The sequence below is a fragment of the Arthrobacter hankyongi genome, assembly GCF_022012395.1.
In the GTDB taxonomy this organism is placed as follows: Bacteria; Actinomycetota; Actinomycetes; order Actinomycetales; family Micrococcaceae; genus Crystallibacter; species Crystallibacter hankyongi.
In genome coordinates, this window is record NZ_JAKLTQ010000015.1 from 60,417 (window position 1) to 84,684 (window position 24,268).

A 24,268-nucleotide genomic window follows, 5' to 3' on the forward strand; every position below is an offset into this window, starting at 1 on the left:
GTCTTACACCAATCCTTCGGCCAGAGGGCCCAGGGCGAGAACGGGGAAGAAGGTCAGGGCGGTGACGACAATCGTGACGCTGCCGAGCAGCGCGGCGAACTGCGGCCGGTGGGTGGGCAAGGTACCTGCCGTGGCCGGGACCTTGTCCTGGGCGGCCAGCGAGCCGGCCAGGGCGAGCACGAACACGATCGGCAGGAACCGGCCCAGCAGCATGGCAACGCCCAGCGCGGTGTTGAGCCAGGGGGTGTTGGCGGCCAGCCCGGCGAACGCCGAGCCGTTGTTGTTCGCCGCCGAGGTGAAGGCGTAGAGCACTTCGGAGAAGCCGTGCAGGCCCGGATTCCAGATGGAGGCCGACTGCACGCTTTCGCGGACGCCGGGCAGGGCGAAGCTCAACGCCGTCCCGGCCAGCACCAGGGTGGGGGTGGTCAGGATGTAGAGGCTGGCCAGCTTGATCTCCCGCGGACCGATCTTCTTGCCCAGGTACTCCGGCGTCCGGCCCACCAGCAGGCCGGCGATGAACACCGTGACCACGGCCAGCACCAGCATGCCGTAGAGCCCCGACCCGACGCCGCCGGGCGCCACCTCGCCGAGCATCATGTTCAGCAGCGGCATCATGCCGCCGAGGGCGGTGAAGCTGTCGTGCATGGAATTGACCGCGCCGCTGGAGGTCAGCGTGCTGGCGGAGCTGAACAAGGTGGACCCGTCGATCCCGAAGCGCACCTCCTTGCCCTCCATGGCTGCGCCCGCGGCCTGCGGCCCGGTGCCGGAACCTGCCGACTCCAGGGCTGTCAGCACAAGCGTGGAGACCAGGAAGAGCGCCGCCATCGCCCCCAGGATCGCGTAGCCCTGTTTCCGGTTGCCGACCAGGGTGCCGAAGGTCCGGGGCAGGCTGAACGGGATCGCGAGCATCAGCACGATTTCGAAGAGGCTGGTCCAGGCGGTGGGGTTCTCGAACGGGTGGGCCGAGTTGGCGTTGAAGAAGCCGCCGCCGTTGGTGCCCAGCAGCTTGATCGCCTCCTGGGAGGCGACCGGGCCGCCGGGGATGCTTTGCGCGGCTCCGGCCAGGGTGCTCACCCCGGTGGGCCCGGCAAGATTCTGGACCACGCCGCCGGCCAGCAGGACCATTGCCGCGAGCACGGCGCCCGGCAGCAGCAGGCGGAAGCACCCGCGGGTCAGGTCCACCCAGAAGTTGCCCACCGTTTCGCTGCGGCGCGCGGCGAAGCCCCGCACCAGGGCAACGGCCACGGCGATGCCGACGGCGGCGGAGACGAAGTTCTGCACCGCCAGCCCGGCCGCCTGCACCGTGTAGCCCATGGTCAGTTCGGGGGAGTAGGACTGCCAGTTCGTGTTGGTCACGAAGGACGCAGCCGTATTGAAGGCCAGTCCCGCCGGGACCGCCGGCAAACCCAGCGCATACGGCAGGAAGGACTGTAGCCGCTGCAAGGCGTACAGCAGCAGGACTGACACCGCGGAGAAGGCCAGCACGGCCCGCAGATAGTACTGCCAGGTCTGCGTCGAGCCCGGATCGACCCCCACCAGGCGGTAGATCCACCGTTCGAATTTCAGGTTCCTGGCCGAACTGTAGACGGCGGCCATGTAGTCGCCCAGCGGCCGGTACAGGATGGCAAGGACGGCACCGAGCGTGAGCAGCTGGGCAGCCGTGTACCAGGCTTCCATCAGAAACGCTCCGGCTTCACCAGGGCATAGAGCAGGTACGCGGTGGCTGCCAGGCCCAGCACCAGGGCCAGCAGGTCAAAGACGATCACAGTTTTTCGACCCATCGCGAGGCCAGGCCGAGGATCAGGAACACCGCGACGGTGGCGAGGATGAAGACGATGTCAAGCACTTGAACTCCCAAAGGTGGACCTCGAGCGGCCGGCCAAGGTGGCGCCGCTTCGGCGCTTACGTCACGATTAGACACCCGCGCAGGCCGGCTGCCGGCGGTCCTAACGGCTTCCTAACGTCCCGGGCTTGAACCTCTACGCGGCCCTTACACCAGGTCGCCGGCCGGAGCAGGGCGTCCGCTGGCCGCCATTGGCATGGCGGCCGGAAGGGCCTATCGTCACAGCCAAGGGCTGAGTGTCCGAAAGGAGGACCTGCCGTGGCCATTGTCGATAACGCCGTCTACGTGGACGGCCGCCGGACCGCGGATCCGGAGGGCCTGGACGAGACCTACTTCCTGCTGCGGCAGCGCCAGGGCATGGCCTGGATCGGGCTGTACCGGCCCGATGTGGCGGAGCTGCAATCCGTTGCCGGCGAATTCGGCCTCAGCGATCTCGCCGTGGAGGACGCGCTGGCCGGACATCAGCGGGCCAAGCTGGAACACTATGGCGACATGCTTTTCCTGGTGTTGCGCCCGGCCCGGTATCTCGACGATGTGGAAAAGGTGGAGTTCGGCGAGATCCATATTTTTGCCGGCCCGGATTTCGTCGTCACCGTCCGCCGTGCCGAATCGCCGGACCTGACCCGCGTGCGCCGGCGCATGGAATCCCAGCCGGAGTTCCTGGCCCTGGGACCGCATGCCGTGCTCTACGCGATTCTCGACCAGGTGGTCGATGAGTACGAGCCGGTTGCGGCGGGGCTGGAGAACGATGTCGACGAAATCGAGGACGGCCTCTTCGGCGGGGATCCCGACGTGTCCCGCCGGATCTATGACTTGTTGCGCGAGGTCATCATGTTCCAGCGGGCGACCGCTCCGCTGCCGGGAATCCTCCAGTCACTGATGGCCGGGGCGCCCGGGGAACGGCCGGACTCCCAGCTGCAGGACCATTTCCGCGACGTGCTGGACCATGTGTTGCGGATGGGCGACCGGGTCGCTGCTTTCCGCGCGCTGTTGCAGAACGCGCTGACGGTCAACGCCGCCCTGGTGGCCCAGCGCCAGAATGACGAGATGCGCCGGCTGACTGAGTCCAGCTATGCCCAGAACGAGCAGGTCAAGCGCATCTCCGCCTGGGCCGCCATCCTCTTTGCGCCCACCTTGATCGGCACTATCTACGGCATGAATTTCAGTAAGATGCCCGAACTCCATTGGGCGTTGGGCTACCCGATGGCATTAGGGCTGATGATCGGGATGGGCGTGGTCCTGTACGTAACCTTCAGGCACAACAAGTGGATCTAGGCACCACCGCGGTGCGTGTCAGGATCGCGTCAGGATCCGGCCCGGAGCCGTTAAGGATTCGTCAGGAAACGGTTACGGCGTTCTTTTCCGCGGTTCCATGGTGACAGGGGAGCGGCCGCGGGCCGCCTCCGGAAAGCGGCCGGCAGGAGGAGAAGGGCCGTCATGGAAACTGGCGTTTTCTGGGAAATGGTTCCGGTGTTCGTCGTCGGCGGGATCCTGCTCGGGTTCCTGATCCGCTCGCTGCTGCGTTACCGTGGCTGGTGGTCTTCGGCACTCAGTGGCCGGACCGGCCGGGCCGGACCCGGAACGGACCGGTAGGGCGCGGAGCAGTCCGGCCGGCTCGTTTCACGTGAAACGAGCCGGCCGGCCACCGGGGTTGTGGTTCGGCCGACGTCGTGGCTCAGCCGACGTGGATGCCCGGACGCTGCGCGGGGTCGGGTTCGTTCTCGCGGATGATCTCCCGGACCACCGGTGCGGTGTCACCCTGGCCGAGCAGCAGGTAGCGCATCAGGTGCGTCAGCGGATTGCCTTCGGACCATTCGAAATACGCTTGGGGGAGTACCCCGGTGGCATCGCGCAGTCCGAGGAGGATCGCCGCGATGGCGTTCGGCGCCGCCGCACTGCGGGCCCGGAGGATGCGGTGGCCGGCAATCTCGACGCCGGAAACCTTGAGGACGTGGCTGAACTCCGAGGGATCGCCCATCTCGATTTCGAGGAACATGACGTCCGCCGTGCCCGGGACCGGGTTGATGCCGCGGTGGAGATCCTCCTTGCGCCCGTATTCGGCCACGGAATCGTCAGCTTCGGGCTTGTGGGCCAGCAGGTTGATCCGGCCGTCGTAGATCAGGGTGTCGACGACGAAACGCCGGGCGGCGTCGTCGAACTCGATCCGGTCGGCACGCAGTTCGGTGGTGCGGGTGATGCGGGAAACCAGCGAAATCACCACGATGCTGGCGATGAAGAACACCGAGATCATCAGCCCGTCGGGCTTTTCGCGGATGTTCTCCACCAGCGCATAGACCAGGATCAGGGTCAGCACGGTGAAACCGATGCCGGCCGCGCGCTTCTTCCGCCGCGCGGTGGAAATGGCGACGGCGGCGGCCCCGGAGACCATCATGGCCAGGATCCCCGTCGCATAGGCGCCGGCCTGCGCATCGACGCCGGCCTGGAAGATAAGGGTGATCAGGATCGCGACGGCGGTGTAGACCAGGACCACCGGGCGCACCGCCCGGCTCCACTCCGGGGCCATGCCGTAGGAGGGCAGGTAGCGCGGCACGATGTTGATCAGCCCGGCCATGGCGGAGGCGCCGGCGAACCAGAGGATCAGGATGCTGCTGATGTCGTAGACGGTGCCGAAGGTGTTCCCGAGCCGTTCGTGGGCCAGATAGGCCAGCGCACGTCCGTTGGCCTCGCCGCCCGGCGCGAAGGCGTCGGCAGGGATCAGGATGGTGGTGACGATGCTGCTGCCGATCAGGAACACGCTCATGATCAGGGCGGCCGTGGTCAGCAGCTTGCGGGTATTGCGCACCCGGGCGGCCAGCCGCTCTGCGGGGTTGGCGCCCTTCGCGGCGACCAGCGGCATCATGCTCACGCCCGTTTCGAAGCCGGAGAGTCCGAGGACGAGCAGCGGGAAGGCGAGGATGGCCGGACCGAGGAGCTGCGCCGGACTGCCGAAGCTGGCCAGGCTGGCGGTCCACTGGCCCAGCACGCCGGGCTCGGTGAAGACATCGTAAAGGCCGGTCAGGATGACGACGGCGTTGAGCAGCAGGAAGACGGCCACCAGCGGGATGGCGACGGCGACCGCTTCGGTGAAGCCGAGCAGGAACACCCCGCCGAGGATGAGCAGCATCACGATCGTGACCGGCACGGCCTGTCCGTGCAGGAAGTCGGGAGCGTAGGGATTTTCCAGCAGGTGCACGGTGGCGTCGGCCGATGACAGGGTGATGGTGATGATCCAGGAGGTGGCGACGAAGCCGAGCAGGATCAGGACCAGGACCTTGCCCCGCCAGAAGGGCAGCAGTTTCTCCAGCATGGCTACCGAGCCCTGTCCGTGGGGGCTTTCGTGCGCCACCCGGCGGTACATCGGCAGCATGCCGAGCAGGGTCAGCGCCACGATCAGCAGGGTGGCCAGCGGGGAGAGCACGCCGGCGGCCAGCACGGCAATCGCGGGCAGATAGGACAGCGTGGAGAAGTAGTCCACGCCGGTCAGGCACATGACCTTCCACCACGGCTGCTGCTCGACGTGGTCTTCGGCGGCCTCCGGGCCCACGGGCTGGACACGGTGCTGCATCAGCCAGCGGCCGAAGTTGCCGCCGGGCTCTGTCTTGGGTGCCGGCCGGGGGATGCTGGCGGGCATGGAGAAGTGGGTGAAGGAGCTCACGTGCGTCTTTTCTCGGGCGGTCTGGGCAGGATGGAGGGCTGGTCCGTCCCGCCGGTTCGCTTGCTGCGGACTACGGGAGCGTAGCACCGGCCGGACCGGCGGGACGGTACGGAGGTGGAATTTTTAACGCATTCTTTATGTCCGTGTCCGGCCTGTCATTCCGCCGGGTCACCGGTGGAGAGCGGGAGCCGGACGACCATGGTCAGCCCGCCGCCGGGGGTCTGCTCGGCCAGCAGCCGGCCGCCCATGGTTTCGGTAAAGCCTTTGGCGACGGCCAGGCCCAGGCCGACGCCGGTGCCGGAAGAGACATCGTCCAGGCGCTGGAAGGGACGGAACATATCCACGACGTCGGCCGAGGGAACCCCCTGCCCGTGGTCGATGATCCGCAGCTCACTGGCCGGGCGCCCGTCCACGGTGGCCGTGCCCACGCCGCCGACACTGCCGACGATGACGATGTCCGAGCCGGGGGCGTACTTGAGCGCGTTCTCGACAACGTTCGCGATCACCCGTTCCAGCAGCCCGGCGTCCGCGTCCACCGGCGGCATATTCGGCGGCAGTTCCACCCGGATGCGGCCCGGCGGCAGGGAAGTCAGCGCTGCCTCGACGGCCTCCCGCCAGCTCAGCGGGTGCAGCAGCGGCTGGACGGACTCGGCGGTGATCCGGGACATGTCCAGCAGGTTGCCCACCAGCGAGTCGAGCCGGTCCGCGTAGGACTCGATGGTGGCGAGCAGTTCCTGTTCATCCTCGGGCGGGAGCCTGACGGTGTCCTGCCGCAGGCTGGAGACGGCGAGTTTGATCCCGGCCAGCGGGGTGCGCAGGTCATGCGAGACCGCGCGCAGCACCGAGGTGCGCATCTTGTTTCCTTCGGCCAGGCGCAGGTTGTCGCGGCGGCTGGCGGTGAGCTGCTCGTGCTGCTGGATGGCCAGCAGGTGCGAGGTGACGGCGGACAGCAGCTGGCGCTCGCGCTGGCTCAGGGCCCGTCCGTTCAGCGCGAGCAGATGGTCTTCATCGACCGGCTCCAGGGTGCCGGCATCGGCCGGATCGGCCGCGGCGGTGCCGCTCTTGGCGGCCAGCTCCCAGTCGCCGCGGCCATCCGGCCCGCGGACATAGAGGGCCGCGCCGTCGACCCGGAAGAGCTCGCGGACCTGGTCCAGGAAACCGGCCACCGAGTCTTCGGCGGCGAGGACGCCGCGGCTGACCTCGTCGAGGATGGCCGCCTCGGCGCGGACCCGGCCGGCTTCCTTGGCCAGGCGGGCGGAATAGCCGACCACGAGCGAGACGACGGCGGCGACGGCCAGGAACAGGAACAGGGTCAGGACATTCTCCGGCTTGCCGATGGCCAGCGTGCCGGTCGGGGGGACCGCGAAGAAGGTGACGGTCATGCTGGCCAGTGCCGCGGCCGCGAGGGCCGGCCACAGGCCTCCCAGCAGCGCAACGGCAATGGTCCCGCACAGCTGGATCAGCATGTCCGTGGCGAAGTTTTCGTTGGGGATGGCCGCGAGGATGAGCTGCAGCAGCGGCGGCAGGAGCAGGGCCATGGCGAGCCCGACCCGGATCCGGGTCAGGCCCAGGTCCTTGGGCGGTTTGAGTCCGGTGCCCTGGCCGCCGTGGGCATGCGAGACCATGTGGACGTCGATGTCCCCGGACTCCTGGACGACCCGGGCGCCGATGCCGCGTCCGCCGAAGAACCGCGCCACGGCGGTGCGGCGCGAGATGCCGACGACGATCTGTGTGGCGTTGATGCCGCGGGCGAACTCCAGCAGCGTCTCGGCAGGATCCTCGCCGGTGACGGCATGGTAGGTGCCGCCGAGTTCCTTGGTGAGCTGGCGCTGCTGTTCCAGCTCGCGCGGGGAGCCGGCGGCCAGCCCGTTGGCGGTGCTGACGTGGACCGCATGCAGTTCGCCGCCGGTGACGCGGGAGAGGATGCGGGCGGCCCGGCGCAGCAGCACCCGGCCTTCGGACCCGCCGCTGAGGCCCACGACCAGGCGTTCCCGGGCCGGCCAGGTGTCGCTGATGCCCTGCTGCGCCCGGTAGGCTTCCAGGCCTTCTTCGACCCGGTCCGCGAGCCAGAGCAGCGCCAGTTCCCGCAACGCGGTGAGGTTGCCCAGCCGGAAGTAGTCGGACAGGGCCGCGTCGGCCTGTTCCGCGGGGTAGACCTTGCCCAGGGACAGGCGCAGCCGGAGCATTTCGGGCGCGATGTCGACCAGTTCGATCTGGTCGGCCCGCCGGACGATGTCGTCGGGGATGGTTTCGTCCTCGTACCGGCCGGTGATCGTCGCGACCGCGTCGGAGAGCGAGCCCAGATGCCGGATGTCGATGGTGGAGATGACGTCGATGCCGGCGTCGAGCAGGTCCTCGATGTCCTGCCACCGTTTGCCGTGGCGGCTGCCGGGCAGGTTGCTGCGGGCGTAGCCGTCGACCAGCGCGACCTCGGGTGCCCGGGCAATCAGCGCGTCCACGTCCAGTTCCTCGGCCACGGCCCCACGGTGCTCCACCGTCCGCGGCGGCACGCTGTCCAGGCCCGCCTTCAGCGCGGCGGTTTCGGCGCGTCCGTGGTCCTCGGCCAGGCCGATGGCGGCGTCCCGGCCCTGCTCCCTGAGCTGGTGGGCTTCCTCGAGCATGGCGTAGGTTGTTCCGGCCCCCGGGGCGGCCCCCAGGTAGATGCGCAGTTTTCCGCGTTGCATGTTCCTATTGTTGTGTGAAAACAGGTGGGAGGACGTCATGACCGCACTGCTTGTCGTCGACGACGAGGCGCAGTTCCTGCGCGCGCTGCAGATCAACCTCACGGCCCACGGGTTCGACGTCGTCACCGCCGGCACCGGCACCGACGCCCTGCAGGCCGCGGCCCGGCACCAGCTGGACGCGGTGGTGCTGGACCTGGGCCTGCCGGATATGGACGGGATCGACGTGATCCGGGGCCTGCGGGGCTGGACCGACGTCCCGATCATCGTGCTCTCGGCCCGGCACGGCTCTGCCGACAAGGTCGAGGCCCTCGACTGCGGGGCCGACGACTACGTCACCAAACCATTCGGGCTGCCCGAGCTGTTGGCACGGCTGCGCGCGGCCGTGCGCCGGGGCCACCCCGGCGCCGGGACGCCGGTGCTGGAGACGGCGGATTTCACCATCGACGTGGCGGCCAAGAAGGTGCAGCGCGACGGGAAACCGGTCCGCCTCACCCCGACCGAATGGAAGCTGCTCGAGAGCCTGGTCCTCAATGCCGGGACGCTGGTGGGGCAGACCCGGCTGCTGCACGAGGTCTGGGGACCGGCCTACGGGACCGAAACCCAGTACCTGCGCGTCTACATCGCCCAGCTGCGCCGCAAGCTCGAACCCGATCCGGCCAATCCGCGCTACATCCTGACCGAACCGGGCATGGGCTACCGGTTCGAGCCGTGAGCCGGTCCGCCGGGGGAGTGGCCGGTTCCACGTGGAACGCGCGCGGTTCATGTAGCTGGTCCCACCGGCCGTCCGCCCGGAGCGTCCGGCCTGTACGGGCCACCCACCCTGGCCGGGTCCACGCCGGCGCACTACGATGGGTGCGTCCCTACCGGTAGTCGACACCGCGGCCGCACTCGAGGCGTGGACGTCAACCTGTCTGAACGGCGGTCCCCGCCATGCATGTCGCCGATGTCCGCCAGCTCTTCCCCGGACTCAAGGACACCGTTTACCTCAACACCGCCACCATAAACGTCGGCTGCGCCCCCGCCAGGGCGGCCTACGAGTTGGCGGTCGAGCGCTGGTCCGCGGGCCGGTTCGACTGGATGGAAGCCGAGCGGGCCGGGGAGGAGGCCCGCGCCATGTTCGCCGAGATCGTCGGCGCCACGGCCGGGGAGATCGCCATCGTTCCGGCCGTGAGCACGGCCGCGGGGATTGTGGCCGCCAACCTGCCGCCCGCGAAGCACGGCGAGAACATCGTGGTCGCCGAGAACGAATTCGCCTCCAACTACTATCCCTGGCTCCTGCTCCGGGAGCGCGGCTACGAGATCCGCGCCGTGGCACCGGGCGGTGACGGCGTGTCGGCCGAGGAGTTCGGCCGACACGCCGACGGCGGCACCCGCTTGATCGCCGTGAGCGCCGTGCATTCGTCCAACGGCTATCGGGTCGACCTGGCCGCGCTCAGCCGGGTCGCTGCCCGCTCCGGCGCCTGGTTCTTTGTTGATGCATGCCAGGCGGCCGGCGCGGTGCCGCTCGACGTGGTCCGCGACGGCGTCGATTTCCTGGCCGCGGCCAGCCACAAGTTCCTGCTCGGCTCGAGGGGCATGGGATACCTCTATGTCCGCCGTGAGCTGCTTGACCGGCTCCAACCCATCGTGCCCGGCTGGAAGGCCGCCCGAAAGCCGGCCGAGAGCTTTTACGGACCGGCAATGGACCTGTCGCCCACAGCGTCGAAGCTCGATGCCTCATTGGCATGGTTTCCCGCCCTGGCCGAGCAAGCGGCGCTCCGCATCTTCGGCCGGTTCGGGATCACCGCACTGCTCGAGCGCAACGCCCTGCTCGCCCGGCGCCTGCAGGACGCGCTGGCTGCACAGGGCTCTGCCTTCCATCCCTTCCCTGACCAGCACCGCTCTACCATCGTCTCCGTTCCGGTGACCGATACCGAGGCGGTCATGGCGCGGTTCCGCCAAGCCAACGTGGTGACGTCGGTCCGTACGGGCCGGATCCGACTGGCGGTACACTTCTACAATTTGGAGGATGAACTCGATCGGGTGGCCGAGCTGATTGGCGGCGCGTGAGCGGCCGGGGCCGGCCGGAACGTGGCTGTGGAGGAGACCGGGCGGGAGCCCTGCCGGGGATGACGGGCTCCTCCGCCGGCCGGCCTCCTGCATCGGTTTGCCGGCGGCTGCCTGAAGCGCCCCGAAGCGTCAGCTAACCCAACTCTGGACCGTTTCCCGCATCGGGGTGGTGGGCCGGCCGATCAGCCGGGACAGGTCGCCGGTTTCGATGAGCAGCGTGTTCTCTGCGGTGTTCTGGTCCAGACCGACCAGGAACCCGATGGTCATTTCGTCGAGCCCGGCCTGCTGCAGTGCCCGGCGGTGCTCGTCCGCGCTGACGTCCTGGTAGGTGACTGCGCGCCCGAGGGCGTCGCCGATCATTCCTGCGAGGTCGGCCATCGTCCACGCCGCGTCCCCGCCGAGCTCGTACACGGCGTTTTTGTGTCCCTCCTCCGTCAGCACCACGCCGGCGGCCGCGGCGAAGTCGGCGCGCGGTGCGCTGGAAATCCTGCCGCCGTGGGCGCTGCCGAGGATCGTCCCGGCCGCCTTCGCCTGGTCGAACGCCGGCCGGTAATTCTCCGAGTACCAGCCGTTGCGCAGGAACGTGAAGGGCAGCCCGCTGCCGCGGATGATGGCCTCGGTGGCGGCGTGCTCGGGGGCGAGGATCAGGGTGGTCTCGTCCGCCGAGGGGGCGCTAGTGTACACGATGCGGGCCGCACCGGCCCGGGCGGCGGCTTCAACGACGTTGCGGTGCTGCCCGATCCGCTGGCCGACCTCGCTGCCGGAGACCAGCAGCACCACGTCGCCCTGCCGGATCACACCGTCCGCCGGGGCGCCGAAGTCGAAGGCGGCGGTGCGCACGCCCCGGTCGGCGAGGTCCCGCAGGCGTTCGACGGCGCGGCCCGTGGCCGTGATTTCCGTGGATTCGACCCCGCGTTTGAGTAGATCCTTGACGACGAGGCGTCCGAACTGGCCGGTGGCCCCGGTGACAACGATGGACATGTGTGCTCCTTGGTGATTGAACGCTTCGGCCGGTGCGGCCGGTGCAGGTTCAGGGGCATGCAGTGCCCTGAGGGTGCCCGTCGGCGGGCAGGGCGCGGTGCGGTGTGCAGGCGTCTGTCAGCAGCGCCCGGCCGATCTCGGCCAGCTGACCGACCTGCTCGTCCGTGAGCCGGTCGAACACCATGGAGCGGACGGCCTCGACATGGCCCGGCGCGGCTTGCTCCACCTTGGCCATCCCGTGGTCGGTCAGGTGGGCGACGACGGCACGGCGGTCCTCAGCTGCCATCGTCCGGCTGACGAAGCCCTTCTGTTCCAGCCGGGACACGATGCGCGACAGGCGCGATTGCGAGGTGCTGGCCAGCGCGGCAAGGTCACTCATGCGCATCTGCCGGTCGCCGGTCTCGGACAACATGGCCAGCACCATGTAGTCAGCCATGCTCAGGTCTTCGTCGCGCTGCAGCTGCGAATCCAGGGCCGCGGGGAGGACAAACATCAACGCAGCGAGCGAAAGCCATGCCTCGCGTTCTTGTCCGTCCAGCCACCGGGGTTCACTCATGTAACCATCCTACGACATACTGTTGACACATCAATAGTTGCAGCTGCATGATTTGAGCACGCAACAAAATCTCCGCCATGGAGAATCACTCGCACCCACCCCGAAGGAACCCTGAAGATGAACATCGTCCTGTGGATTGTGGCCGGAATCCTGGCCCTGGCCTTCCTTGCGGCCGGCCTGATGAAGCTTGCCCAACCCCAGCAGAAGCTTGCAGCCTCCGGCATGGCCTGGGCCGGCGATGCCAACGCCGGCTCGGTCAAAGCCGTCGGCGCCGCCGAAGTCCTCGGCGCCCTCGGGCTGGTCCTGCCGGCCATTACCGGCACCGCGCCCGTGCTGGTGCCGCTCGCGGCCACCGGCCTCGCCGTCGTCATGATCGGCGCCGCCATCACCCACGCCAAGCGCGGTGAGAAGCAGATGATCGGCATCAACATCGTGCTGGCCGTGCTGGCCGCCTTCGTCGCCGTGGGCCGCTTCGGCGCCTGGGCCTTCTAGCCTCCTGTCACCGGGGCCACCGGCTACGCCGAGCCGGGGAAGGGCCAGGCCCAGAGCAACTTGGGCGGGATAGTTGCAGTTATCAGGCCTGATAACTGCAACTATCCCGCCCAAGTTGTGTGGTGTTGGTGGCTCGGGCTGGTGCGGGGCCGGGCGGTCCGGGCCATCCCCCGGCTTTTCCCAAGCTGGCTGGCATACGGTCTAGTCATGGCACCGGCCGCGGGTCGCACCGCGGGCCGCCGTGCCCACCCTCCCCCAGGGGGTGCATGGCCTGTCCCGGCAAGCCCCGTTCGGGACAGGCCATGCCAACTTCTGCGCAGCTGCTCGATTAGCTGACTGGCCTGGCTCCTCGACAGGCCGCGGACGGGCCTTGCGAAACTGGTTGTGCACCCAGCGTCAACGCCATGGCGCGCAAAGCCAAGACCCCGGCGGGCGGCCCGGGGCACAGTAGTGGCAGTACCGCCATTGCCGACCTCCAAGGAGTGGAACCATGACCGCCGAATCCACCATTCAGGACACGTTCGCCAGCGCCGCGGACCTGCTGGCCGTGATCCAGCCGGCCGCGGGCGGCCGCCAGATCAAGGATCCGGCCACCGGCGAGCTCGTTGGCCGGGTCGCCGAGCCCGGGGTGGCCGAACTGGACGCCGCCGTCGCCGCCGCCCGCGCCGCGCAGCCGGGGTGGGCCGCCCGCGGCGACGCAGAGCGCCGGGAGCTCCTCAACCGCGCCGCGGACGCGGTCGAGGCCAGCGCCGAGGCCCTGGCCGAGCTGCTCTCGCGCGAGCAGGGCAAGCCGCTCAACGGCCCGAACGCCCGCTTCGAGGTCGGCGCCTGCGCCGCCTGGCTGCGGGCCACGGCCTCGTTCGAGCTGGAGCCGGAGACCCTGGTGGACGAGGAGGGCACGCACGCCCAGCTGTTCTACCGCCCGCTCGGCGTGGTTGGCGCCATCGGCCCGTGGAACTGGCCGATGATGATTTCCATCTGGCAGCTGGCCCCGGCCCTGCGGATGGGCAACACCGTGGTCATGAAGCCCTCCGAGTACACCCCGCTGTCCGTGCTGGCCCTGGCCGAGGTGCTCAACTCGGTGTTCCCTGTGGATGTGCTGTCGGTGGTGCCCGGCGGCCGCGAGGTGGGCGAGCGCCTGGCTTCCCATCCGGAGATCGCCAAGGTGATGTTCACCGGGTCCACCGCCACCGGCAAGGCGATCATTCGTTCCTCGGCCGACACTGTGAAGCGGCTGACGCTGGAACTCGGCGGCAACGACGCCGGGATCGTGCTGCCCGATGCGGACCCGGCGGCGATCGCCGAGGGCCTGTTCTGGGGCGCCTTCATCAACACCGGGCAGACCTGCGCCGCGCTCAAGCGCCTGTACGTGCACGAGGACATCTACGCCGAGGTTTGCGAGGCCCTGACCGCGGTCGCGCAGCAGATGCCGATGGGTGTGGGCCTGAACGAGAACAACGTGCTCGGCCCGCTGCAGAACAAGGCCCAGTTCGACATCGTCGCCAACCTGGTCCAGGCCGCAAAGGATGCCGGCGCGAGGGTGCTCACCGGCGGGAACCCGGAGGAGAACCAGCCCGGCTACTTCTACCCGGCCACCCTGGTCGCCGACATCGACAACGACAACCCGCTGGTGGCCCAGGAGCAGTTCGGCCCGGCCCTGCCGATCATCAAGTACTCCACCATCGATGAGGCCGTTGAGATGGCCAATGCCCTGGAGGTGGGCCTGGGCGCCTCCGTCTGGTCCGCCGACCCGGCCGCCGCCCGCGAGGTCGCCGCCCGGATCGAGGCCGGCACGGTCTGGATCAACAAGCACGGGGCCGTCGACCCGCGCGTCCCCTTCGGCGGAGCCAAGCAGTCCGGCTACGGCCTGGAATTCGGCGCCGAAGGCCTGAAGCACCTCGCCCAGCCGCAGATCATCAACGGCTGATCCACCGGCAGCGCCAAGCGGCCCCGGCCACCCTCGCGGTGGCCGGGGCCGCCGCGTATCTGCCGGTCGGCCGTTTCACGTGGAACGACGGCGGCACCTGGCCGGCAGTTATCCAGCCCGCAGTGCCTGCCGCGGCGTGTCCCGGTACGGACGGGACCATGCCGAGGCTAATCATCGATCCCCGCGGCCAGCAGTTCCTGCAGGCCCAGCCGGAACCTGGCTTTGCCGCCGTGCGCGGGGTGCCGCACCTTGGGGGCGGTCCGGCCGCTCGCCCGAACGCTGCGGTCGGCCACGTTTCCGACAGCGACCACGGACTCCACGCCGAACAGTTCCGCCAGGGCCAGCCAGATTGGTTTACCGGTGGCGATTTCGGCGGCGGTTGGGGTGCGGTTGGACAGGGGCCGGCCCGGCAGGTGGGGGTGCAGCGGATAGGCGCTCCAGAGCAGGGGCAGGAAATCCAGTTCCGCCAGCACCTGCCACATGACGGTAGCGGTCGGTTCCGCCGCCAGCGCAGGAGCATCGGCGGGCAGGGCATAGCCCTTTCCGGACCCGAACAGCCCAAAATGGTTGCTCCGGCCGTGCAGCATGGCCGGGTTGGTAAACGGGACGCCGGTGACCGTCATGCCCCGATAGCCCGGCGCCTCGCCCAGGAGCAGCACCTTGGGCCGCCGCTCCAGCATCTCCTGCAGGTACAGTTCCAAATTACGTCGGCGCCCCAAGTTCCCGGGGCTGCTACCGTGCAGGAAATTGTCGCTGTCCGGTCCGGGCTTGGTACCGGCAACCCCCGCCAAGAATGCCTCGATGGACTGTGTGCCCATGGATCTCCTCCCCGGTCGGTGCAGGTCCTCTTCCTGAATGTGGCAGTGCGGCCCGCTGCCATGGCGGGTCTGGCCGACCGGCTCGATGGAACCGCAGGGGTGTGTTCGGCGCCTACGCCACCTCGGCCCGGACGGCTACCGCGGCCCGGTTCGCAGGGATATCGAGGCCGTCCAGGACCTCCGGCAGCGGCCTGGACGAGCACAACCGGCGCCTCGCCGCCGGCCTCCAGGCCGGCGGCGAGGCATTCATCGCGCCACCACCGTCGACGGCGCCGCGGCGCGCGTGGTCAACCCCCGCACCACGGTCACCGACGCCATCGCCCTGCTGGACATCATCCGGGACCAAGCGGGGCGCCCGGCATCCTGACCCGCCCTATCGCTCCGGGTTGAACCTGAGCACATCCTCCAGTGCCAGGGTGCCCGTCGGCTCGTCTTCCTCCTCGAGCAGGTAGAGCCGCTGGATGGCAATCACCACCGCATCGGCCATGATCTGCCGGATGATCGGGTCCGCCAGCAGCTGTGCGTCGGCGGCATTGCTCAGGTAGCCCAGGTCCAGATGCACCGAGGGAATGTTCGTCAGGCGCAGCACGTCCCAGCCGCGGCCGTGCACCCCGAGGTTGGGTGCGCCGGTCCGGGCGGTGATTTCCTTCAGGATCAGTTCCGCGGCGCGGTGGCCGATGGGGGAGCGGATCTCCCCGGTCTCCGGGCGTCCCCAGTAGAAGGCGGTGACGCCGCTGGCGGCCGGCTGCTCCAGCCAGTCACAGTGGATGGACACACACAGGCTGGCGCTGGACTCCCGGATCAGCCGGATCCGGTCGCCCGGCGGGGTTTCTTCGGCCGACTCGATGATCTTCACGTCGGCGCCGAGGCCGCCCAGGATCGTCTGGATCCGCCGCATCACGTCCGCGGCGACCAGCCGCTCGGTCAGCGCTCCGCCGCCGGCTTGGTCCGGCACCGTTGCGGCCCGGCCGGTGCCGCCGCCTGCGGCCAGGCAGATGGTCCGGCCAGCCAGCGCGGAGGTGGCTTGGCTCAGCCGCTCGTAGTCGCGCAGCGAGAAGGCCTGGCTGGAGCTGATGGAGCGGCTGACCCGCGCCATGGCATCGATCAGGGCAGCGTCGCAGACCCCGGTCACCTCCAGGCCCAGGTTCAGCTGCAGCTCGCGGACCGCCAGGTGGGTGCGCTGGCCGAAGTCGCCGTCGATATGGCCGTAGTAGAAGCCGAGGTAGGACAGCTGGCGCTGCAGCTCGGTCACATCGTCCCCGCGCAGCGGTTCGGATCCTTCGGCAGGCTGGGACAGGACCCTGTCGCCGAGCGTGTACTGGGCCTCGGCCAGGGCCCGTTCTGTCTCGGGCCCCACGGCGCCGTCCACCATCAGCCCGCGGGACTGCTGGAAGGTGCGCACGGCGGCATCCACGTGGTCGTCGAACCGCTCCGGGTCATTGACCTGGTCCGGTGCCAGGTATGCCATGGTGACGCCGGCGCGCAGCAGCCTTTCGCGCAAGGCCACCACGCGCCGGCCGTAATCCGAACGGTGCAGGCTGCCCCCTGCCGTGTCGTCCGTATGCATGGTGCTCAGCCGAGGAATTCGGCGAACTCCCGCTCGATGACCTGCTTCGGCTTGGCGCCGATCGAGGTGGCGGCCACCTCGCCGTTGTTGAAGACATACACGGCCGGAATGGACGTGATGCCGTACTTGGCGGCGGTTGCCGGGTTGTCATCGACGTTGAGCTTGACCACGTCGACCTTGCCGGCGTGCTCGGCTGCGATGTCGTCCAGGATCGGGGTGAGCATGCGGCACGGGCCGCACCATTCGGCCCAGAAATCCACGATGACGGGCTTGTCCGACTTCAGGACGTCCGCTTCGAAGCTGGCGTCGGTTACTTCTTTGGCAGTGCTCATGATGTGCTCTCTTTCGGAAGGAGGGAGTTAGACGGAGGCCGCTGCGGCCGCCGGAACGGCTGCATCGCCCAGGCCGGCCAGGTAGTGCTCGACGTCGATGGCGGCGACACAGCCAGAGCCCGAGGCGGTAATGGCCTGGCGGTAGGTCGGGTCCACCACGTCGCCGGCGGCGAAGACGCCCGGCAGCGAAGTCCTGGAGGAGCGGCCTTCGACGGCGATGGTGCCTTCGGGGGTCAGCTCCAGTTGGCCCTTGACCAGGTCCACGCGCGGGTCGTTGCCGATGGCCACGAAGACGCCGGTGACGGCCAGTTCGGATTCGGTGCCGTCCACGGTGTTGCGCAGCGTCAGCGCGGAGACCTTGTCCGTGCCGCTGATGCCGGCTACCTCGGCGTTCCAGGCGAAGCGGATCTTCTCGTTGGCCAGCGCCCGGTCCTGCATGATCTTGGAGGCGCGCAGGCTGTCGCGGCGGTGCACCACCGTGACGGACCGGGCGAACTTGGTCAGGAAGAGGGCCTCCTCCATGGCCGAGTCCCCGCCGCCGATGACGGCGATGTCCTGGTCGCGGAAGAAGAAGCCGTCGCAGGTGGCGCACCAGCTCACGCCGTGGCCGGACAGGCGCTTCTCGTCCTCCAGGCCCAGTTCGCGGTAGGCGGAACCGGTGGAGATGATGACGGCGCGGGCCAGGAACGTCTCCCCGGTGCCGATGGTGACCTTCTTGACGTCCCCCTCCAGTTCCACGGAGGTGACGTCCTCGAACAGGATCTCGGTACCGAAGCGCTCGGCCTGCTTCTGGAACTGCTCCATCAGCTCGGGTCCCAGGATGCCCTGCGGGAAGCCCGGGTAGTTCTCCACATCCGTGGTATTCATCAGTTCGCCGCCGGCCTGCACGGAGCTGGCGATCAGCAGCGGCTTCAGGTTGGCGCGCGCCGTGTAGACGGCAGCGGTGTACCCGGCAGGACCGGATCCGACAATGATCACGTCGCGCACGGACGCGGATGTTTCTGTGGTCACAGCCTGTGAACCTCTTCCTGTTTGTGTTGTACTGCCCGCAGTACTGGCGGGACTGCCCCGGCGGCAATCCGCGCCGTGCAGCAGCCTCCAGTCACAACGGGTTGCCCCACCAGCTTATTCCGGCGCCCCGCGCCGGGCGTAGCGGGGCGTCGCCCTGTGACGCCCGACGGGCCGCTGCTAGGAGACCTGGATTTCGGCCATCCGGACGCCGTACGGCGGGGCGCTGCCCGGGTTGGACAACTGCGGCAGCTGGGTGAAATTGATGATGACGTACTTGGCCTTCGGGGCCGCGCCGTCCTCCTCGGGTACCGGAATGGTGGTGTTCTGCGTGGTGAAGCTGCCCCGGGCCACCTGCTTGGCGCCGTCCAGGCTCGGTTCTTCATTGAGCATGACGGAGAACTGGCCGCCGCGGCCGCTGAGCTGGGTCATCCGGATGGAATTGATATCCGAGGATTCCTTCAGCTCGACCACCAGGGCGAGGTTCGAGGCGTACCCGCCGAACGTGTCGCTGGCGTACTGGTAGCTGGCCCAGTAGGTCGCCGGGTTGCCGTCGATCGCCTTGGGCAGGGAGCCGTCGTTCTCCTGGTCCAGTTCGGGCATGTCCGGCACCTGGCGGGTTAGGCCCGCAATCTCGGGCTTGACCACGGCCTCGGCCGCGTCCGTCTTGCTGCCGTCCGGCGTGGCGGCGGCCGACTGGCTCGCGGCAGGGGCGCTGCCGCCGTCGGCGGCCGGTGCGCCGCGGAAGACGTTGAGCTGGCTGACGGCGACGACGATCGCCACGATGACCAGCAGCGCAAGCACACCGCCGACCAGGAGCCGGGGCGAGCGGGGATTGTTTTCCTCATCCCGCTCGTAACCGTCGTCGTACTCGTAACCGTCGGATTCCTCCTGGGCTGCCCGGGCAGCGGCGGGGAACGTGGCGGCCCGGCGCACGTACTCGCCGGTGTCGCTGGGCGCGGGCCTGGCCACGATCTGGATCCCGCCGGTTTCCGGCTGGCTTTCCGTCCACAGGGACACCTTCGGCCGGGTGGCCGGAGGGGCCGGGATCACCGGCCGGGCGGCGGGGGGCGCCGCCGGCGGCGGCGCGGGGACGGCGCTGTAGTTTCCGGTGTCCGCGGCCGGGACGGCCTCATGGGGGCCGGTCTGCGGTCCGGCGGCGTCCGCACGCTGGCCGCGACCGAAGCGGGGCAGGTCGATGTGGCCCAGGCGTTCGCGCAGGGTGGGCCGGGACGCGTGCTCGTACGCCTCCGCTTCCCATTCCTCGTCGTCCTCGTTGTACTGCGGCTCGGTGGACCGGGCCTGGCCGAAAATCTCCGAGCCCAGGGTTTCGGTGAAGAACGGCTCCACGTAGGGGGCGTCCTGCTGGATGACCAGGTCCAGCAGGTCCGCGGCTTCGGCCTGGTTGGTGACCAGGTAGGTATGGCCCTCGGCGTTGCCCAGGTCCAGGACCTGGACATTGCCCTCGCGTTCCCCGGTGGCGATTTCGCGGGCGCTCATGGCCACCTGGCTGGCGTTGTCCGGGGAGGCCACCAGGATACTGACCGGGCGGTTGAGGACCTGGTCCACGCCGTCCAGCACGAGGTCTTGTTCGGCGGACGCGAGTATGTGGGCCGTTACCTTGTAGCGGCCCCCCAGCAACGTCCCCACATCGACTGGCTGCGGCACAAGTTCCTCCCGGAGGGATTTCGGGGCGCGGCGCGTCCCATTAGGTATTTTGTTTACATGCTACCGGCTGGCGATGACGAAACGGCGTCGCTGGCAGGCCGCCCACCAACCTTCCGGGCGCATATGGCTAGGCCTTGCGCCCGGGCAGCCGCCGCATGATCGGGCCCAGCAGGTCCTCCAGTTCACGCACCCGCATCGCCCGCAGCAGCAGCAGGTAGACCGCGGCCATCACGCTGCCCACGACGGCGATGCAGACCATCGCGCTGAAGATCGAACGCATCGCGAAGCCGCCGTCGTCGTACCCGCCCAGCAGCCACAGCACGGCGGCGCCGGCGGCACCGGAGCCCAGTGCCGCGTAGCCGAGGCGGATATAGGTGTCCGCCACCTCGCCGGCGCCGTAGTCGCCGAGCCGGCGCCGGGTGAAGCGGTGGGCCAGCAGCGCGGAGAATACATGGAACACCGCGTAGAGCACGGCCAGCCCGTACACCACCTGGGTGGCCGGGACCAGCCGGGCCATGGCCAGGGCCAGGACCACGCAGGTACCGGAGAGGATCGACTGCATGACCAGCGGCGTGCGCGCGTCCTCCTCGGCATAGAAGACCCGGCCCAGGAAGAAGTAGATGCTCATGAACGGCATGCCGGCGGCCAGGATGGTGAGCACCTGGCCCATGGTGGCTGCCGAGGCCGCCGCGGAGGCCCCGGAGCCGGCAAACAGCCGGCCCAGCGGCCCGCCGAGGACCACCAGGGCCGCGGCGCCGAAGACCGTGGCCACGCCGATCGTGCGCAGGCCCGAGCTGATCGTGTAACGGACCTCCTCGAGGTCGTCGGCGGCCTGGGCCCGCGAGAGCTGGTTGAACAGCACGGTGGCGATCGAGAGCACAAACACCGAGTGCGGCAGCATGGCGATCAGCTGGGCGGTATTGAGCGCATATTCGCCCGGTACAGCCGCCCCGCCGCTACCCATCGCCAGACGGCCCGCGGTGGCGCTGGAGGCAATGGTGCCGTAGAGCAGGTAGGCGGAATTGCCCACCACCATGGTGCCCAGGGTCCACAGCGCCACCTTGCCCGTCCGGCCGAAGCCCATGCCGCGCCAGCCGAATTTCGGCCGCAGGCCCAGGCCCAGGTGCTTCAACGGCCAGAGCAGGATCAGCGCCTGCAGCACGATGCCCAGCGTGGTGCCGCCAGCCAGCACCACGGTCTGCGCCCCGGTCCACTGCGACGGGTCGCCGCGGGCGGGTGTGTAGGCGCCGAACATGGCAATGTACAGCCCCAGCGTGGCGATGGCCACCACGTTGTTCAGCACCGGCGCCCACATGTACCAGCCGAATCGGCCGTGCGCGTTCAGTACCTGGCCCACTACGGCGTACAACCCGTAGAAGAAGATCTGCGGCAGGCACCAGAGCGCGAAGACGGTGCCCAGCTCGAGCATCGGCCCGGTCCACTCCCGGGTCAGCAGGTGGATGATCGGACCGGCCAGCGCCACCACCACCAGGGTGAGGCCGCCGAGCACCAGCAGGGTCAGGCTCAGCAGCCGGCTGACGAAGTCCGATCCGCCGTCGCGGTTGTCGCTGGCCCGGATGATCTGCGGCACCAGGACCACATTGAAAATGCCCCCGGCCAGCAGCAGGTAGATGATGTTCGGGATGGTGTTCGCTTTTTCGAAGATGTCGCCCATGGTCGTGTTGGCGCCAATGGCGACGGCGAGCAGCGAGGTGCGCACGAATCCGAGCACGCGGGAAACCATGGTGCCGGCGGCCATGATGGCGCTGGACCTGGCGGTGCTGGGCGCTTTCGTTTCGGTCATCGCCATCTATCGTCTCATTTAACCGCGGGGAATCAGATCCGCGCCGTCCGGCGGAGCCGGGTCAGAGGAATTCCGGCAGCACTTCGCGGGCCAGATCCACGATCCGCCGTTCGTTGGGGAAGGACAGCCGCTTGCCCAGCTCGGCCAGCGGCACCCAGGCCACGTCCACGGCCTCGTGGTCCGGGTCGTTCTCGATGGTCAGTTCCCCGCCGGTGGCGGTGAGCAGGAAGTGGTGCACGGTCTTGTGCACCCGGTGCCCGCTGACCGTGAACCAGTAGTCGATGCTGCCCAGGGTGGCCAGCACCTTGCCCTGGATCCCGGTCTCCTCCTCGATCTCCCGGACCGCTGCCTGCTCGTTGGTCTCGTCGTTCTCCGGGTGGCCCTTGGGCAGGCACCACTCGAGCCGGCCGCCGCGGTTGAAGCGGGCGATGATGGCAACGTTCAGGCCCGGGCTGGCGGCATCCACCACGACGCCGCCGGCGGAAACCTCCTCCACGGTGGGCAGGGCATGGTGTCCGGACGGCGCGGCGCTGCCCACTGACGCTGTCAGCGGGGTGCGCTTCGGGGCGCTCGGGACCGGATATGCCATGCAGTCCACTCTAACGATATTTAATCGCTCCGAGGCGGGTTGCGGGTGCCGCCGGAGTGTTTGGTGCCGGCGGGGTGCCGCAACGTGCGCGGCTTTCTGGCACCCTTAAGGGACTATGGTTCACCTTTTTGACTCAGCTTCGCAGCCGCAGCTGTCCCCGCAAGCACTTCCGGACGTTGTCATCGAACTGGGTCAGCTCTTTGTCGACGCCGGCCACGAGCTTTCCCTGGTGGGCGGGCCGGTCCGGGACCTGTTCCTGGGCCGGGTGTCGCCGGACCTGGACTTCACCACCGACGCGGATCCGGATGCGACCATCGCAGTCATCAAACGGTGGGCCGACCACTACTGGGAAATCGGCCGGGACTTCGGCACGATCGGCCTGCGCAAGGACCAGCACATCATCGAGGTGACCACCTACCGGGCGGAGGCCTATGATCCGGAGTCCCGCAAGCCGGCGGTAGCCTTCGGCCGCTCGCTGGAGGACGACCTGTTCCGCCGGGACTTCACCATGAATGCCATGGCCCTGCGCCTGCCCTCGCTGGAGCTGGTGGACCCGTACGGCGGGATCCGGGACCTGCACGCCGGCGTGCTGCGCACGCCAGGCGAGCCCTCGGCGTCGTTCTCGGATGATCCGCTGCGGATGATGCGCGCGGCGCGCTTCGCCTCCCAGCTGCAGGTGGAGGTGGCGGACGAGGTGGCCCAGGCCATGGAGGACATGGCCGGGCGGATCGAGATCATTTCCGCCGAGCGGGTACGGGACGAACTCATCAAGCTGGTCAACGGCAAGGATCCGCGCGCCGGCGTGGACCTGCTGGTGGACACCGGGCTGGCCGACCATGTGCTGCCCGAGGTCGCCGCGCTGCGGCTGGAGATCGACGAACACCACCGGCACAAGGACGTCTACCAGCATTCGCTGACGGTGCTGGAGCAGGCCTGCGGCCTGGAGACCGGCGACGACGGGCCGGTGCCCGGCCCGGATTTCGTCCTGCGGTTCGCGGCGCTGATGCACGACGTCGGCAAGCCCTCCACGCGCCGGTTCGAACCCTCCGGCGCGGTCAGCTTCCGCCACCATGACATGGTCGGCTCGAAGCTGACCGCCAAGCGGATGAAGAAGCTGCGCTTCGACAACGACACGATCAAGGCGGTCTCCCGGCTGGTGGAGCTGCACATGCGGTTCTACGGCTACGGGGACGCGGGCTGGACGGACTCGGCGGTGCGCCGATACGTGACCGACGCCGGACCGCTGCTGGAGCGGCTGCACCGGCTGACCCGGTCCGACGTGACCACCCGGAACAAGCGCAAGGCCGAGCGGCTGGCTTTCGCCTACGACGACCTGGAAGAGCGGATCGCCGCGCTGCGCGAGCAGGAGGAGCTGGACGCGGTGCGGCCGGACCTGGACGGGCAGCAGATCATGGCGCTGCTGGGGGTCAGGCCCGGACCGCTGGTGGGGCGGGCCTACAAGTTCCTGCTCGACCAGCGGCTGGAGCACGGCCCGCTGGACCAGGCGGCGGCCGAGGCGGAGCTGCTGGACTGGTGGCAGGCACAGCCCGAGTCTCAGCAGTCCGCAGAGCCGGACCGGGAAGGCTGACGGCCATGGACGATTCCGCGGTGGAGGCCGCCGGCCTGCCGGCCGGGCACGATTTTCCGACCCTGTGGCTGATGCGCCACGGTGAGACCGAGTGGTCCCGCAGCGGCCAGTACACCGGCCTGACGGACCTGGAGCTGACCCCGGCGGGGGAGCAGCAGGCGGTCGCGGCGGGCCGGAAGCTGGCGGGTATCAGCTTCGACACTGTGCTGACGTCCCCGCTTCGCCGGGCCCGGCGGAGCGCCGAGCTGGCCGGCTTTCCCGGTGCCGAGGTGGTTCCGTTCGCCCACGAGTGGGACTACGGGGATTATGAGGGCATCAGCAGCGCGGCGATCCGGGCGAAGGACCCGTCCTACCTGATCTGGACGCACGGCGTCCCCGGCGGCGAGACCATCGCGCAGGTCGCCGGCCGGGCGGACCGGGTCATTGCCAGGGTGCTGGAGGGTTCCTCCGGCCCGCGCCCGGCGGCCCCGGAGGGCGCGGCCGCCGCCCCGCCGGATCCGTCCGTACCCGGCTCGGCGCCCGCGCCGCAGCAGCGCAACGTGCTGCTTGTGGCGCACGGGCATTTCCTGCGCATCCTGGCCGCCCGCTGGCTGCGGCTGGAACCGGTGGAAGGCCGGCATTTCGTCCTGGGCACGGCGGCGGTCTGCTCGCTGGGCTGGGACAAGCGTACGCCGGCGATCACGGGTTGGAACGTCTAAGCAACCATT

21 protein-coding genes are annotated in these 24,268 nt (G+C 69.1%); 8 read left to right on the forward strand and 13 right to left on the reverse strand.

Going from position 1 to position 24,268, the window contains the following annotated elements:
• Window positions 1-3: 3 nt before the first annotated feature.
• Together kdpA and LVY72_RS17215 are read right to left on the reverse strand one after the other, a co-directional pair.
• Window positions 4-1,677, reverse strand: a complete 1,674-nt coding sequence (gene kdpA / locus LVY72_RS17210) for a potassium-transporting ATPase subunit KdpA (protein WP_237823179.1) — start codon at window positions 1,675-1,677, stop codon at window positions 4-6.
• A complete protein-coding gene (locus tag LVY72_RS17215; protein WP_237823182.1) occupies window positions 1,677-1,781 on the reverse strand; it encodes a potassium-transporting ATPase subunit F in 105 nt (34 codons plus the stop codon). The genes kdpA and LVY72_RS17215 overlap by 1 nt, the downstream gene beginning before the upstream one ends.
• A 320-nt stretch (window positions 1,782-2,101) precedes the next feature.
• Here LVY72_RS17215 and LVY72_RS17220 point away from each other — a divergent pair, with 320 nt between their 5' ends.
• Complete coding sequence (locus LVY72_RS17220; RefSeq protein WP_237823185.1) at window positions 2,102-3,118, forward strand: magnesium and cobalt transport protein CorA; 1,017 nt, start codon at window positions 2,102-2,104, stop codon at window positions 3,116-3,118.
• A 162-nt stretch (window positions 3,119-3,280) separates the two neighbouring features.
• A complete protein-coding gene (locus LVY72_RS17225; protein WP_237823188.1) occupies window positions 3,281-3,436 on the forward strand; it encodes a hypothetical protein in 156 nt (51 codons plus the stop codon).
• 82 nt (window positions 3,437-3,518) lie between these two features.
• Here LVY72_RS17225 and LVY72_RS17230 read toward each other — a convergent pair whose 3' ends face one another.
• Both LVY72_RS17230 and LVY72_RS17235 read right to left on the reverse strand, forming a co-directional pair.
• Entirely contained in the window at window positions 3,519-5,474 is a 1,956-nt protein-coding gene (locus tag LVY72_RS17230; protein ID WP_269092642.1) for an APC family permease, read from the reverse strand.
• A 179-nt stretch (window positions 5,475-5,653) separates the two neighbouring features.
• On the reverse strand, window positions 5,654-8,182 hold the full coding sequence (locus LVY72_RS17235) for an ATP-binding protein (protein WP_237823193.1): 2,529 nt from the start codon (window positions 8,180-8,182) through the stop codon (window positions 5,654-5,656).
• A gap of 37 nt (window positions 8,183-8,219) precedes the next feature.
• Here LVY72_RS17235 and LVY72_RS17240 point away from each other — a divergent pair, with 37 nt between their 5' ends.
• Window positions 8,220-8,894, forward strand: a complete 675-nt coding sequence (locus LVY72_RS17240) for a response regulator (RefSeq protein WP_237823196.1) — start codon at window positions 8,220-8,222, stop codon at window positions 8,892-8,894.
• 218 nt (window positions 8,895-9,112) lie between these two features.
• Complete coding sequence (locus tag LVY72_RS17245; protein WP_237823200.1) at window positions 9,113-10,231, forward strand: aminotransferase class V-fold PLP-dependent enzyme; 1,119 nt, start codon at window positions 9,113-9,115, stop codon at window positions 10,229-10,231.
• 129 nt (window positions 10,232-10,360) lie between these two features.
• On the opposite strand, the gene LVY72_RS17250 is transcribed toward LVY72_RS17245, so the two are convergent.
• Both LVY72_RS17250 and LVY72_RS17255 read right to left on the reverse strand, forming a co-directional pair.
• Window positions 10,361-11,212, reverse strand: a complete 852-nt coding sequence (locus LVY72_RS17250; protein WP_237823202.1) for an NAD(P)H-binding protein — start codon at window positions 11,210-11,212, stop codon at window positions 10,361-10,363.
• 49 nt (window positions 11,213-11,261) lie between these two features.
• Window positions 11,262-11,768: a MarR family winged helix-turn-helix transcriptional regulator gene (locus tag LVY72_RS17255; protein WP_237823204.1), complete on the reverse strand. Its 507-nt coding sequence runs from the start codon at window positions 11,766-11,768 to the stop codon at window positions 11,262-11,264.
• Window positions 11,769-11,885: 117 nt separating this feature from the next.
• Here LVY72_RS17255 and LVY72_RS17260 point away from each other — a divergent pair, with 117 nt between their 5' ends.
• Both LVY72_RS17260 and LVY72_RS17265 read left to right on the forward strand, forming a co-directional pair.
• Window positions 11,886-12,260, forward strand: coding sequence for a DoxX family protein (locus tag LVY72_RS17260; protein WP_237823206.1), 375 nt, complete (start codon window positions 11,886-11,888; stop codon window positions 12,258-12,260).
• Window positions 12,261-12,750: 490 nt separating this feature from the next.
• Window positions 12,751-14,187 carry an aldehyde dehydrogenase family protein gene (locus tag LVY72_RS17265; protein ID WP_237823208.1) on the forward strand — a complete coding sequence of 479 codons (1,437 nt, stop codon included), beginning with the start codon at window positions 12,751-12,753 and terminating at the stop codon, window positions 14,185-14,187.
• Between the two features lie 167 nt (window positions 14,188-14,354).
• Here LVY72_RS17265 and LVY72_RS17270 read toward each other — a convergent pair whose 3' ends face one another.
• From LVY72_RS17270 to LVY72_RS17300, 7 genes are all read right to left on the reverse strand, one after another.
• A complete protein-coding gene (locus LVY72_RS17270) occupies window positions 14,355-15,005 on the reverse strand; it encodes a uracil-DNA glycosylase (protein WP_237823211.1) in 651 nt (216 codons plus the stop codon).
• Window positions 15,006-15,378: 373 nt separating this feature from the next.
• Window positions 15,379-16,572 (reverse strand): N-acetylmuramoyl-L-alanine amidase, encoded by a 1,194-nt coding sequence (locus LVY72_RS17275; RefSeq protein ID WP_237823213.1) that lies wholly within the window; start codon window positions 16,570-16,572, stop codon window positions 15,379-15,381.
• Between the two features lie 5 nt (window positions 16,573-16,577).
• Complete coding sequence (gene trxA / locus LVY72_RS17280) at window positions 16,578-16,904, reverse strand: thioredoxin (protein ID WP_237823215.1); 327 nt, start codon at window positions 16,902-16,904, stop codon at window positions 16,578-16,580.
• A 27-nt stretch (window positions 16,905-16,931) separates the two neighbouring features.
• Window positions 16,932-17,915 carry a thioredoxin-disulfide reductase gene (gene trxB, locus LVY72_RS17285; protein ID WP_237823217.1) on the reverse strand — a complete coding sequence of 328 codons (984 nt, stop codon included), beginning with the start codon at window positions 17,913-17,915 and terminating at the stop codon, window positions 16,932-16,934.
• A 177-nt stretch (window positions 17,916-18,092) separates the two neighbouring features.
• Entirely contained in the window at window positions 18,093-19,580 is a 1,488-nt protein-coding gene (locus LVY72_RS17290) for a discoidin/SUN/FTP domain-containing protein (protein ID WP_237823219.1), read from the reverse strand.
• A gap of 127 nt (window positions 19,581-19,707) precedes the next feature.
• Window positions 19,708-21,390, reverse strand: coding sequence for a murein biosynthesis integral membrane protein MurJ (gene murJ / locus LVY72_RS17295; RefSeq protein ID WP_237823221.1), 1,683 nt, complete (start codon window positions 21,388-21,390; stop codon window positions 19,708-19,710).
• Window positions 21,391-21,445: 55 nt separating this feature from the next.
• On the reverse strand, window positions 21,446-21,973 hold the full coding sequence (locus LVY72_RS17300) for an NUDIX hydrolase (protein WP_237823223.1): 528 nt from the start codon (window positions 21,971-21,973) through the stop codon (window positions 21,446-21,448).
• A gap of 115 nt (window positions 21,974-22,088) precedes the next feature.
• On the opposite strand from LVY72_RS17300, the gene LVY72_RS17305 reads away from it, so the two are divergent.
• On the forward strand, window positions 22,089-23,561 hold the full coding sequence (locus LVY72_RS17305) for a CCA tRNA nucleotidyltransferase (RefSeq protein WP_237823226.1): 1,473 nt from the start codon (window positions 22,089-22,091) through the stop codon (window positions 23,559-23,561).
• Window positions 23,562-23,566: 5 nt separating this feature from the next.
• Entirely contained in the window at window positions 23,567-24,259 is a 693-nt protein-coding gene (locus LVY72_RS17310; RefSeq protein ID WP_237823229.1) for a histidine phosphatase family protein, read from the forward strand.
• Window positions 24,260-24,268: the final 9 nt, after the last annotated feature.

Excerpts from the sequence above, each read along its gene's own strand:
- kdpA (WP_237823179.1), bottom strand. The coding sequence starts at position 1,677 with ATGGAAGCCTGGTACACGGCTGCCCAGCTGCTCACGCTCGGTGCCGTC.
- LVY72_RS17215 (WP_237823182.1), bottom strand. The coding sequence starts at position 1,781 with ATGGGTCGAAAAACTGTGATCGTCTTTGACCTGCTGGCCCTGGTGCTG.
- LVY72_RS17225 (WP_237823188.1), top strand. The coding sequence starts at position 3,281 with ATGGAAACTGGCGTTTTCTGGGAAATGGTTCCGGTGTTCGTCGTCGGC.
- LVY72_RS17230 (WP_269092642.1), bottom strand. The coding sequence starts at position 5,474 with ATGCCCGCCAGCATCCCCCGGCCGGCACCCAAGACAGAGCCCGGCGGC.
- LVY72_RS17235 (WP_237823193.1), bottom strand. The coding sequence starts at position 8,182 with ATGCAACGCGGAAAACTGCGCATCTACCTGGGGGCCGCCCCGGGGGCC.
- LVY72_RS17240 (WP_237823196.1), top strand. The coding sequence starts at position 8,220 with ATGACCGCACTGCTTGTCGTCGACGACGAGGCGCAGTTCCTGCGCGCG.
- LVY72_RS17245 (WP_237823200.1), top strand. The coding sequence starts at position 9,113 with ATGCATGTCGCCGATGTCCGCCAGCTCTTCCCCGGACTCAAGGACACC.
- LVY72_RS17250 (WP_237823202.1), bottom strand. The coding sequence starts at position 11,212 with ATGTCCATCGTTGTCACCGGGGCCACCGGCCAGTTCGGACGCCTCGTC.
- LVY72_RS17255 (WP_237823204.1), bottom strand. The coding sequence starts at position 11,768 with ATGAGTGAACCCCGGTGGCTGGACGGACAAGAACGCGAGGCATGGCTT.
- LVY72_RS17260 (WP_237823206.1), top strand. The coding sequence starts at position 11,886 with ATGAACATCGTCCTGTGGATTGTGGCCGGAATCCTGGCCCTGGCCTTC.
- LVY72_RS17265 (WP_237823208.1), top strand. The coding sequence starts at position 12,751 with ATGACCGCCGAATCCACCATTCAGGACACGTTCGCCAGCGCCGCGGAC.
- LVY72_RS17270 (WP_237823211.1), bottom strand. The coding sequence starts at position 15,005 with ATGGGCACACAGTCCATCGAGGCATTCTTGGCGGGGGTTGCCGGTACC.
- LVY72_RS17275 (WP_237823213.1), bottom strand. The coding sequence starts at position 16,572 with ATGCATACGGACGACACGGCAGGGGGCAGCCTGCACCGTTCGGATTAC.
- trxA (WP_237823215.1), bottom strand. The coding sequence starts at position 16,904 with ATGAGCACTGCCAAAGAAGTAACCGACGCCAGCTTCGAAGCGGACGTC.
- murJ (WP_237823221.1), bottom strand. The coding sequence starts at position 21,390 with ATGGCGATGACCGAAACGAAAGCGCCCAGCACCGCCAGGTCCAGCGCC.
- LVY72_RS17300 (WP_237823223.1), bottom strand. The coding sequence starts at position 21,973 with ATGGCATATCCGGTCCCGAGCGCCCCGAAGCGCACCCCGCTGACAGCG.
- LVY72_RS17305 (WP_237823226.1), top strand. The coding sequence starts at position 22,089 with ATGGTTCACCTTTTTGACTCAGCTTCGCAGCCGCAGCTGTCCCCGCAA.
- LVY72_RS17310 (WP_237823229.1), top strand. The coding sequence starts at position 23,567 with ATGGACGATTCCGCGGTGGAGGCCGCCGGCCTGCCGGCCGGGCACGAT.